Raw genomic sequence first — 11239 nt, 5'->3', positions numbered from 1 at the left:
AAAACAGTTAAATAAATTGACTGATGATGATCAGTTAAGCTAATTTAAAAACGGCTCTACAAAATGATAAATCAGGTGATCAAAGCTGATGAGAATCGGTGATCAAAGTCATGAGAATACGCAGGGATAAACTATGGCTACACATTTGGTTTCAGAAGTGCAGCATCTTGATAGAAACCCACCAGAAATTCACTACCTAATGTTGGAAGAAAGTGATAATAAATATTATTTTCGAGCAGGTGAAGTCATTGGCAGAGGTGTCGCAAGTGGAGGAGGAGAAGCTAAATTCGATATAAGCTCACTTTTGAAAATGAATGGTTATGAAACGTTTTTAAGAGATACTGATTGCGAATGGATGCACGAAATTCTAATAAACGAAAACACAACAGAAAACGAAAAATACTTAAAAGTATTAAATCGGTGCAAATTGAAAAATATTAATATTTAACAAATTGCTCCACTCCAAAAATGCAGCTGAGCAAGGCGTTGAGGCTTTTTGAGAACGATATGACATCCACTGCATTCAAAAAATTAGATGATTTCCTTAACAAGAGCGATCACGAATCAATGGATTGGTGTGATGGCGGGGAGTCCGAAATGGCTGAAAAGCTTATCGAAAAATTTGACGAGCAAGATTGGAAAACACTTAGCGAAGTATCGCAAAACAGAAGTCTTCAATGGCAGGGCTGCTTGGTCAGTATTTTATGTCCTCAGTACGGAGCAGTTGCTCAATATATTCTCGTTAAAATGACAGGTAGCAAAAATCCCGACATTGCGTTTGCAGCGATGTATGCGATCTCATTTTACTGCGGTATAAACGCAAATTCTGCAGGGCCTTTTATAGATGACTGTATTGTACATGAAGAGTTTAGAGCCAAGCTTAGATTGAACTCAGAGTTTTTGGCATCCATTCCCCAAGTAGGTAATTTGGTGGGGCGTAATTATGAACTGTTACAAAGCATTCTACGCGGCAAGCCATAACAAAGAGCTGCTAACAAGGCGTATGAGGTAGCATCTTGCTTTTTGCTACTTTTTGTTTGAATGACCGAAATGACGCATATGCGACTGTCAGATTTGATTGAATCCCACTAACCAAATCTGACAGTTCAAGGTAAGGTTTATTCATATAACGATTTTGAACATTACCTCTTAAACCCCAGCTGTGGTTTAAATTTGCTGGTTTATACACTCTCTAATTTCATTCAAGGTGGTTTCTTTTACTAATTTACCGTCTTGAAAAACAACCTCTAGCAGTCCTTGTGCTTCTTCTTGCTCGGTTACGTCATCAAACAAGGTGAGCTCGCCATTGACTCGCTCTATTTTTAAGAGCCCTTTTGCTGATTTTTTCTTTGCATCAGTTTTAGGATCTTTAAAAATAGCTAAGCGTTCACCAGCTTTGACTACGCTCGTTGCTTTTACTGCTGAGCCATGTGTATCGCGAGTCACATATTGGTAGCTGTAAGAGCCAATACCTAATACGACTTTTGATGCAAAGCCTTTATCCATCAGCCTTTGTAAAATTTGGCGTTGACGGGTTAGCGTTATAGCATCACCATAAATAGCGCCAATGTGTTCATCAAGTAGCTTGTAGCCTTTTGGTGTTGTGGTGCCACCAAATATATCCCATAAACATTCGATGAGCCCTTTTACTTCACATTCCATCAGTTCAATGGTGTTGTTATCTTCAAAGCCAAAATATTGGCCATTAAAACGGTATGCTTCAAAACCTTTTTGTAAGACTTCTTTTTCAGCTTCATCTTGAGTGGTGAATAGTTCACTGTAATCAGATACCGGTGAAACAGTATAGCCTGTGAGTACTTTAACCGGATCACCTGAGTCCGGGCGTATAACTAATGTGCCGTCGCGAGCCATTATTTCGTTTTTTAATTGTGGTAAGTAATCAGTTACTAACGTCCAAAAGTCCCAAGTATCTGATACAACGCTTAAAATTCCTTTTGGTGACTGCTCTTTCATTAAGTATTTGAAAAACTCAATTTCACCTTCCATGATCCATGAGCACGTAACCGAATGTTCTGTTGCATCAACAGAGCAACCTACAAGCTCGTTATCTACATTAGCGCCGTAATATTTTTCGGCAAATAAAACAGCAGGAATGGTGTCTGTGCCTACCAGTCCTGATGCTAAATGACCAAAACCACTCATAGCGGCAGCATGTTTGCCGAACATCCCTCTAAAGCTAAAGTCATGCCCTTGGAAAGGTACAAACTCCATAGGCATTGCTGTTTTTTTTGCAAATTCTTTAAATACTTTTAAATAGGCAACAGAGGTTGTGGTACTTGTTTGGATTGGCCAGTTTTCGCAGCTTAGTACCGTTTCAATCATATTGGTTAACCATTGAAAACCGGCTTTAGTATTGACGATTGTCATAGGCGGAACTAAATAAGGGACTAGCGTTCCCTCTGGTAATGCTTTTATTTTCAATGGTAAATAACCTAAGTCATGTAAGTCTTCTAAATACTTTACATCAACAGTATAACCAAGCATTGAGCTCATAATACGTTTGTGATTAGCAACTGCTGTTGCCTTATCCACTTTGAAAAACTCATTCCATTCTTCTAAAAGGTAGCTTTTAATAAAGTACTGTAGACCAACAAACGCCACTTTATCGTTATTTTCTATGTTACTAAGCTTTCCGCTTCTTGATGTGAAGTTTGCATATACTTCACTTACGTCAGGGTGATAGGCGCGGCTATGGAATTCTTTATAAACATCTTTTTGCATACTTGCAGCTATAATAGTCATGGTGTTTTCCTTACATCTCAATAATTTCTAAATTAATGTTGTTACTATGTTTAAATTCATTAGCTGGTTTAAACGAGTCAGTCGTGTAAATTTTGTCTATTAGTCCTTCAAAAACATCAAGCCCTTTTGAAAAAATACCGTGGGTAATAAAAAGAGAAACTTCAACTGCACCATTATTTTTTAGAACCTTCGCAAGCTCAATAAATGTTCTGCCACCATCGCAAATATCATCGGCAATCAGCACGCTTTTACCTTTAACATCGCCAATAATTTCTGTTTTGATTATTTCGCCTGTTTTTAAGTTTCTGACTTTTTGTGCTTGAATAACCTCAGGTACACCATTGAACTTTTCTGAAATTTTAATGGTCTTTTTGCTTGCGCCCGCATCAGGAGAAATAAGGGTCAGCTCTCCTTGTGACAAACGTTGGCTTAGCTCTTCGCAGCGGGCGAGTAGCGAAATTTGTTCAATATTGGTCACTTTATTTATTAAAGCTGGAGATACATCGCTATGGGCATCCCAAATAGTAACTTTTGAAAAGTTTAAGTTATTAATAAACTTTGCCATAACAGCAGCACCTAAAGCTTCTCCTTCAACGCATACTCTATCTTGGCGTGCATAAGGAAAGTAAGGAATAACAAGTTCAATAGGTGTGCTTTCATTTGTTAATCTTTTTAACGCATCGACAGCAATCATTAATCTAACCATGTTTGAAGAGTTGGTTAGCCGTTCAAAAATCTCTATTTTTTTAGAGTCTGAAAAATTAGCGGTATTAAATCTGACATGTTCTTCACCACCAGAAAAAGTGAAATTATCATAATCGATTAACGATTTACTTCCTGCTGAGTCATAGCTAAATACTTTCATTTTTTTGTCCTTTGAATGTTTGTGTCCTAACGACACAAATAAGTTATCAAATGTACTCATTACATTCAAGCTATTTTTTAAACTAAATTACTGAACTTATGATAGGTGTATGATTGTACTATAGGTTGAAATTGAGAAGTGTTTGATTTATTGTGTCATTAAGACATTAACTTAGCGTGAGCATATTGTGGCTAATCATTACGATATTACTGAATATAAAAACCCTTTATTTACAGTCGACAGTGTACTGTTCACAGTTAAAGAGGGCGCTTTAAAGGTTTTAATGGTAAAGCGTGCAAGCGAGCCTTTTGCTGGTAGATGGGGTCTCCCTGGCGGATTTGTAAATGTTGATATTGATGACAATGTTGGCATGACTGCGCTGCGTAAACTTAAAGAAAAAACCAGTGTTGCCCCTCAGTATTTAGAGCAATTACAAACGTATTCAGGAGTTAACCGAGATCCTAGAGGTTTTAGTGTTACTTTGGTTTATTTTGCATTAATTGCAGAGGCGCAAGTATCAACTCATATAGCAACTGTTGATGATGCAAAATGGATAGATCTAAATAAACTAACTGAATTACCTGTCGCTTTTGATCATAAGTTTATAATTGAACAAGCAAAAGAGCGGTTAAAACAGAAAGCGCTTTATTCAATGATCCCCGTATATTGTTTACCAGAGCACTTTACTGTTGGACAGTTTAAGTTAGTCATTGAAACTATTCTTGGTAAACCAGTACAGCGAAAGAGTATTATTAGGCGTATTGAAGCAGCTGATATGTTTGAAAAAGTCGATGAAAAAGTGAAGTCTGGTGGTCGCTTAGCGCAGCTATATAAAGTAAAACCTGATGTAGATATTGTGAACTTTGAACGTAACTTGAGTGTTTAATGTATAAGGTGAAGCGCTCCTAGACTCATTTATAAGAGCGCTAGTTTATTCCTGCTTATATGAGTATGTACTAGCTCAGACTAGATTATATTGAAGTATTTTAAAATCGAGTTAGACTGCACAACCATCTTGGCTATCAGTCCCCCCCGAAGAGTTTAAAACTAGGTATAAATCGGCAAGCTAGGTGTCTTGAGTTTCAAGGGAAGATCATTTACCTGATTTAATAGTGTAGTAAATCAAAGTCTTTCAGACAACATTGAAAGGTTATTCAATTCGGAGAAATAAAATGACAATGAAATTTAATATAGAGCATATAGCTTCTTACTACAAGTACCTTCAAGAAAGCAGTAACTATCCGAAGGATAGTCTTTATGAGCTTTTTCTAATTGGTAAACTCTACAGAGATAAAGACGTTGTAAAAGAAATTTCAGAAATCTTAGAAAAATACGCGGGTAAAGCTCAGTTAAAAGCTTTTAAAACCCGTAATAAGCTTCCTGAAAAATTAGATGATACCGGAAAACTCATCAGTACGCTTGTGCATTTTGCAGCTATAGATCCAGGTTTTCCTATTGGCAAGCTATATAATATGCTGGGGTATACACGTTTCTTTTTAAGTGAAGAAAGCGTTGCTAAAAAAATAAGTAAAGATCCTTCTATTATTTTACGACTCCAAGGCATAACGGGTTTGAACATAACGAATGTATTTGCAAGTGGTATTCCAGAAGAATTTGGAACACTAAGTGGGGTAAATACGCTTTACATTAAAGGGCCGTATACAGTACTCCCAGATTCTTTTAGTAACTTTAAGAATTTAGAAGTCATATCGCTAAAAACCCCTTGTTTACAAAAGGTGCCAGAATATTTTAGCCAATTAAAGCAACTTAAGGAGCTCACTATTGATCAGGCTAAAGGGGGCGAAACGGTAACCTTAGAAATGCCTACAGATTTGCAGCAACTTAGTAATCTTGAAACTTTAAAATTAAAAGGCTTAACCACTAAAAATATTGATCAATTAAAACTTCCGACTTCTATAAGAATATTGGAATTAGAAAATTTAGAAAATTTAAAAACCTTACCGGACCTTTCTTCCTTGAAAATATTAGAAGAAATAAAAGTTTTTGATTGCCCTAGTCTTACCAAAATTCCAGATAACATCCATCAATTAAAAACACTAAAAAAAGTACGGTTTAAGCGTCTGCCAAAAGTTAAAGAGATTGATGATACTTTAGTCTTTATGCCAGATATAGGTGTTATACAATTAGATGACTCGATAGACATTATAAATACTAATACTACTCTACAGGTTTCTAAATTGACGCTTTATCGGGAAGATTTCCTAGCTTATATGATAAAAAACCCTGAAAGCTTTCCGAATTTAAAGGAATTAGAAATCTACAGTATTAAGGAATTACCACAACTTGCTTCCGGTTTAGAAAGTTTACCAGCATTAGAAACTATTGCTTGTTTTGGGATGAATGATTGTGATTTTTTATTCGCCAATCTAGGAGCATGCCGTAAATTATCTACCCTCAAACTATGGAACTCTGAAATAGAAAAGCTATCTGAAACGCTAAAAAATATAGACCTGCTTGACTCTTTAGAAATTCAACGATGTCCTAATTTAGTCATTGAAAGTGATGTGCTTCCTCAAAAAATTAACAATCTCGACCTTTTAAACATTAAAGAGTTTATTCCAGGAGAAAGGTTAATACAAACTGAAAAAGCGTCTTTTCAATCGCTAAGCATCTCCAATATGAAGAATTTTTTTAGTAAAATCGTAGCCAAAAGCTTAAGTCTATATTTTCCTAAAGCAACGGCAGATCCTGAGATTGACTATTCTGCTTATTTTCCAAAGCCAGAATACTTAAAAAAACTACAGGTTATTTGGTCAACAGCGGCTATAAAAGATGTTTTAAAACACTGTCCGCAATTAGAAAAACTGTTTATAGAAAATCAAAACGAAAGCGAAGCTGCACTTAATGTGCACCCTGCTACTCAATTAAAAGGATTAAAATTAGACTATTATAAAGCGCAAAATGTAAAAGAATTGCTTCAGCAGATGCCTAATTTACAAGCGCTCTCAATAGAAAATAACCAAATTATAAAAGATTTCCCTGCTGTACAGCTTCCTCATTTAGAAAAGCTTGCCCTATCGCGTACAGAGCTATCGTCTTTAGCAGCTTTAGAGGCTCCCAAACTAAACGATCTAGAGATAACGTTATGCTACGCTTTTGATAAAAAGGCTTATGCTGGGCTTAATCAATTTACAGCTTTACAGCGCCTTCACTTAATGGGCGTAGGCGACGATATTAAAACCATACCAGAAAGTTTAACCAGCTTGGATCTTATTGATTTTAACCCGCATCATAAAATTGAGAAACTTCCGGATTACGTTAAAGAGTTTTCAAATTTGGAAACGCTCTATTTCGACGGTATACATTTTATCGATTTCCCTAAATGGGTTGCTGATTTACAACATCTACAGTATTTAGGGATTAATAATTGTACGTTTGAAAATGCTATTCCTGAATATTTTCAGAAACTAAAATTGAAAGAGGTGAAATACTTCATTTCTAAATTTAGTGGTAATAACATACCCTCTAAAACCTATCAAAATTTGATAACACCCAATTACACGAAACTCAAAAAAAAATTCAGTCATGAAAAGCTTTCATTCCTTTTTAGTGCCGACGACTACTAAGATAAGATGCAAAAAGAATTAACTTACTTAATATGCACAGCGTAACCGTCCGGTAATAGCCAAATTTAAAAACTGACGTTGCTACTGCGTGGTGTTCTTTTTCTAAGGAGAACACCAGAGCACAAAAGTGACACCCATCTTAACGCTTTGCGCATCTTTAGCTGCTTTATTTTCTTGCATTTATAAATCGTTTTTTTCAACAATGCGCGGGGGTATTTCTTGTATTTTACAACAACAAAAAACAACAAATATAAATCTCTTGATTTACATTTAGATACAGAGTTAGACTGAAAGTATCAAAAAAATCAAAGGGTTTTCTGTCTGCAACTCGCGGGTTTAGATCCTTTTAATAAGTTGTTATGTTCTTGGGGGACATTGATGATCATCAGGAAGGTGGAAGAGAAGGACCTTGAAGCTGTAAGTGCAATTTGCATGGACTCTTTTTTGCAGTCTGTTGCAAGCACATTGTCTGATGAGGGGATTACAACCTTTTCGAATATCGCTGCGCGCGATGCATTCCTCGATAGGATGAGAGGCGATAACTTGATGCTGGTTGCTGAGAACAACGAAAATGTCGAGGGCGTCATTGAGCTTAAGGAAGGTCGCCATGTTGCGATGCTTTTTATTCGGCCGGAATCACAGAAAAGTGGTATTGGAAGAAAGCTGCTTATATCCGCCTTGAATCATGCGAAGGTTGAAACTGTTACCGTTAGCGCGTCGCTATCTTCAGTGACCGCTTATGAAAATTATGGGTTTGAGCGTAGTGGCGAAATCGGCGAATCGGCAGGCTTGGTTTATCAGCCTATGGAGCTCAAACTTAACAAGCCAATGCACGCGTGATTGCGACGTTATGTGACGATAGGGCTCTATGGAAACTGAAGCAATGAAAGATAACATGGAAAAGGTTTTAACACACCTTGAAAGTTTTCTGTGTGACTCAGAAGAATCAATGTTCAGTAGTAAAACACCTGAAGAGCTACTTGTTGTCGTTTCAGCAAACCTTGCCTCTGTTAAGTCTACTGGGTATCTTTCTAGCCCAGAGCAAATGGTCAACATGTTCTTACCTACTGCCTCCTTGCAAGAAATTGCAATGGATAATGGCTGGGGTAGCCAATACGTTGAGCTAGCAGATCATTTCGAGCAGGCTCTAGAATCGTGCAGTTAAAAGCACATAACAGCTTAGATTATGGCTGTGCAATCGAAAAGGCTTAACAAAACGTTGCAATTGACTTCGTATTGTCACGAAATGTAGTTTCCAACACGTTAAGACCAAATTTATCTTAATTATCTCGATGCTTACGGTATTAAAAAGTAATATCTTCTAAATGGAATAAAATTTTGAGTAGTAAAAATGTACTTTCGTATTACCGCGATTGCTATAAAGAAGATAGCGCGGATTTAAACCTATGGGATTTGAGTAAATTAAAAAAACAAGACTGCTTTGTGCTTGAAGGAAGGGATGATGTAGGCTCAGGTTTTTTACCGCGAATGCCTATTCCTCAAGAGTTTGCTGAGCCAATAATAAAGCGTGTTGAGGTATATCAACGTGAACGTGTTTTGTTGTATGTGCGTTTTATATTAGTCGGCAAGCTTGAGATAAAAGGTGAGATAAAACAAGTTGTTTCACCTATCTTATTTAATGAAGCCGTGATAGAAAAAGATGATGATTATTACTTTTCGGTTATCGACTCTCAACCTGAAATTAATGAATCGCTCACCCAACTGTTAATGCCAGAAGCAGAACCTCTTGATGAAACTGCCGATATTCAATCAGCTTATTTTTGGACTTCATTATTAAAACAAAGCCCATTAGCGCTAAACGTATTTGAACTTTTAAATTATCCTGAGCTTGTTAATTATGCCAAAATAAAAAAAGCCTTAAAAAGTAAAAATTTGACACTTTTACCTGCCTCTATGCTGGTGTTTGTTGAACGTTCAAGCAGCAGTCGAGGGGTGATCCATGAGCTCGAAGAAATAATAGCCTCAAAGATGCTTTCGCCCCCTATAGATGCTTTAATTTCAAATGATTTGCCGCCGAACACGGCTAAGTCGTTAAAGTATGACTACTTACCAGGCTTATTGTCAGCACCACAAAAGAAAGTTATTTCGATTGCTGCTAATGCGCATTTAGGCTGTGTGTCAGGGCCGCCAGGTACAGGGAAAAGTTATACCATTGCCGCAGTTGCTGCAGAGCACATGGCGCGAGGTGAGTCAGTACTTATTGTCGCGAATAATGACCCGGCACTTGATGTGATTGCCGATAAATTGAATGAGAATTTTGCGTTAAGTGAAGTATCAATCAGGGCTGGGCAAAAAGAGTTTTTAAAAAATCTAAAAGCGTATATTGCAGACTTATTGTCTGGTTATTTAGCGGATGAGCAGGAAAAAGCCCCTGCTATTTTTGAATCAGAGCTAAAAGCACAAAATGTGTTACTTAATGATTTAGAGCAACGGTTTGATAAGTTTTGTCGCAAAGCGATAATCCGAGGTCAACGCCTTAAAAGGCTTGAAGATAAAGACATTCAATGGTTAAGCAATTTATATCTCAAGTGGGCTCAGCGCAGTATTAAAAAGCTTGCAAAACAGTGGTCTGCTTTAGATGAAATTAACGATCAACAAACAAAAAGAGAGCTGCTGGCTAGTCGTTATTTAACCGTGTTAAAGAATACTAATTTGCGAACGTTAGTTAACACTCAGCGTAAATCGCTGCAGGCGTTTAATCAGGCTATTCGCAGTCGTACTTCTAAAAGGCAGTTTGAGCTGTTTGATAATATAGAATACTCATCATTGCTAGCGGCGTTTCCTGTGTGGTTAGTGAGTTTGAATTCGCTGTATAGGGTATTACCCTTAAAGCCGCAAATGTTTGATTTAGTTATTATCGATGAAGCAACACAGTGCAATATTAGCAGTTGTTTACCAGCACTTTATCGTGCAAAACGAGCGCTTGTAGTTGGCGATACAAAGCAATTAAGGCATTACTCTTTTTTAGCAAAATCAAAAGAGGCTCAGCTTCGCACTAAGAATCAACTATCACTCTCGAGTGAGGGGGTTGTTAGTTATCGTGATAATTCAATTTTAGATTTGACATTAAATACACTCAATAGCGATCAGCAATTAGCCTTTTTAGATGAGCATTTTAGAAGTAAACCTGAGTTAATTCATTTTAGTAACCGCTATTTTTATCAATCAAAATTAAAAGTAATGCAGCATCGCCCTTGTACAAGCAGTGGGCATTTATTTATCCATCGCGTTAATGGTGAAAGAGATAAAAATGGCGTTAATCAGCTCGAAGCCAACGCTGTAATCGCGAGCATAAAACAGCAAATGAGTGATGATCGAGAAGCGGGTGTTTATCACAGTATCGGAATTGTTTCGCCATTTCGAAGCCAAGCAGATTTTATAGCAAAGCAAATAGACGCTAATTTTAGTGACGCTGAAATAATTAAACATAAGCTCAGAGCCGCCACTCCTTTTGGTTTTCAGGGGGAGGAACGCGATGTTATGTTGATCTCTTTTGCCGTCGATAATGATGCAAAACGTGCGGCAGTATATTTAAATAAAGCAGATGTTTTTAACGTGACTATAACGCGGGCAAGACAAGCACAGCATTTATTTTTATCCATTGATGAAACACAGTTACCAGAACATTATTTATTAAGACGTTACTTAGGCTCGGTAAGTGAGTTTGCAGCCGCTCATACGTGTTTGTCTGATGTCGATGATTTTCAACGCGATGTAATACAAGAGCTGATGAAATTGCAGATAGAAACATGGCCTGGGTATGCTGTTGCGGGGACCGAGGTTGATATTTTATGCCGCTATCATGGCCGCTACTTAGCTGTCGATCTGATTGGTTACCCTGGACCTTGGGCTGATTTCTTTGAACTGGATACCTATAAGCTATTTAGTCGTGCCAATATTGAAATGCTACCCATAAGCTATGGCTTATGGGTTGTCGATAGAGATACCTGTATGCAAGCAATTGTTAGTCGGTTGAAGATGAGTAACAACAAGACTTAATATT

Annotated in this window: 9 protein-coding genes; 7 read left to right on the top strand and 2 right to left on the bottom strand. The window is 37.2% G+C overall.

Annotation, left to right across the window (positions count from 1 at the left end; all coding sequences use genetic code 11):
• Positions 1-133 precede the first annotated feature (133 nt).
• Both H5232_RS10310 and H5232_RS10305 read left to right on the top strand, forming a co-directional pair.
• Positions 134-448, top strand: a complete 315-nt coding sequence (locus H5232_RS10310; RefSeq protein ID WP_182717985.1) for a hypothetical protein — start codon at positions 134-136, stop codon at positions 446-448.
• 59 nt (positions 449-507) lie between these two features.
• Positions 508-981 carry a hypothetical protein gene (locus H5232_RS10305; protein ID WP_182717986.1) on the top strand — a complete coding sequence of 158 codons (474 nt, stop codon included), beginning with the start codon at positions 508-510 and terminating at the stop codon, positions 979-981.
• Between the two features lie 186 nt (positions 982-1167).
• On the opposite strand, the gene H5232_RS10300 is transcribed toward H5232_RS10305, so the two are convergent.
• Both H5232_RS10300 and prs read right to left on the bottom strand, forming a co-directional pair.
• Positions 1168-2763 carry a nicotinate phosphoribosyltransferase gene (locus H5232_RS10300; RefSeq protein WP_182740138.1) on the bottom strand — a complete coding sequence of 532 codons (1596 nt, stop codon included), beginning with the start codon at positions 2761-2763 and terminating at the stop codon, positions 1168-1170.
• 10 nt (positions 2764-2773) lie between these two features.
• Positions 2774-3628 (bottom strand): ribose-phosphate diphosphokinase, encoded by an 855-nt coding sequence (gene prs / locus H5232_RS10295; RefSeq protein WP_182740137.1) that lies wholly within the window; start codon positions 3626-3628, stop codon positions 2774-2776.
• 187 nt (positions 3629-3815) lie between these two features.
• Between prs and H5232_RS10290 the strand changes: the two genes are divergently transcribed.
• The 5 genes from H5232_RS10290 (at position 3816) to H5232_RS10270 (ending at position 11235) form a co-directional block, all read left to right on the top strand.
• Entirely contained in the window at positions 3816-4514 is a 699-nt protein-coding gene (locus tag H5232_RS10290) for an NrtR DNA-binding winged helix domain-containing protein (RefSeq protein WP_149981773.1), read from the top strand.
• A gap of 286 nt (positions 4515-4800) precedes the next feature.
• Positions 4801-7215, top strand: coding sequence for a hypothetical protein (locus H5232_RS10285; protein WP_182830839.1), 2415 nt, complete (start codon positions 4801-4803; stop codon positions 7213-7215).
• 378 nt (positions 7216-7593) lie between these two features.
• Positions 7594-8055 carry a GNAT family N-acetyltransferase gene (locus tag H5232_RS10280; RefSeq protein WP_182717989.1) on the top strand — a complete coding sequence of 154 codons (462 nt, stop codon included), beginning with the start codon at positions 7594-7596 and terminating at the stop codon, positions 8053-8055.
• 28 nt (positions 8056-8083) lie between these two features.
• Positions 8084-8380, top strand: a complete 297-nt coding sequence (locus H5232_RS10275; RefSeq protein ID WP_182717990.1) for a hypothetical protein — start codon at positions 8084-8086, stop codon at positions 8378-8380.
• A gap of 173 nt (positions 8381-8553) precedes the next feature.
• Complete coding sequence (locus H5232_RS10270; RefSeq protein WP_220491299.1) at positions 8554-11235, top strand: DEAD/DEAH box helicase; 2682 nt, start codon at positions 8554-8556, stop codon at positions 11233-11235.
• The last annotated feature ends 4 nt before the right edge of the window (positions 11236-11239 follow it).

The organism is Pseudoalteromonas sp. SG41-5, from assembly GCF_014164495.1.
Classification (GTDB): domain Bacteria; phylum Pseudomonadota; class Gammaproteobacteria; order Enterobacterales; family Alteromonadaceae; genus Pseudoalteromonas; species Pseudoalteromonas rhizosphaerae.
The sequence above is the reverse complement of the archived record's forward strand: the minus strand, read 5'-3'. Positions and strand labels throughout refer to the sequence as shown.

Bases quoted from the DNA above. Each gene is read 5' to 3' on its own strand.
- prs (WP_182740137.1), bottom strand. From the start codon at position 3,628: ATGAAAGTATTTAGCTATGACTCAGCAGGAAGTAAATCGTTAATCGAT.
- H5232_RS10300 (WP_182740138.1), bottom strand. From the start codon at position 2,763: ATGACTATTATAGCTGCAAGTATGCAAAAAGATGTTTATAAAGAATTC.
- H5232_RS10305 (WP_182717986.1), top strand. From the start codon at position 508: ATGACATCCACTGCATTCAAAAAATTAGATGATTTCCTTAACAAGAGC.
- H5232_RS10310 (WP_182717985.1), top strand. From the start codon at position 134: ATGGCTACACATTTGGTTTCAGAAGTGCAGCATCTTGATAGAAACCCA.
- H5232_RS10280 (WP_182717989.1), top strand. From the start codon at position 7,594: ATGATCATCAGGAAGGTGGAAGAGAAGGACCTTGAAGCTGTAAGTGCA.
- H5232_RS10285 (WP_182830839.1), top strand. From the start codon at position 4,801: ATGACAATGAAATTTAATATAGAGCATATAGCTTCTTACTACAAGTAC.
- H5232_RS10275 (WP_182717990.1), top strand. From the start codon at position 8,084: ATGGAAACTGAAGCAATGAAAGATAACATGGAAAAGGTTTTAACACAC.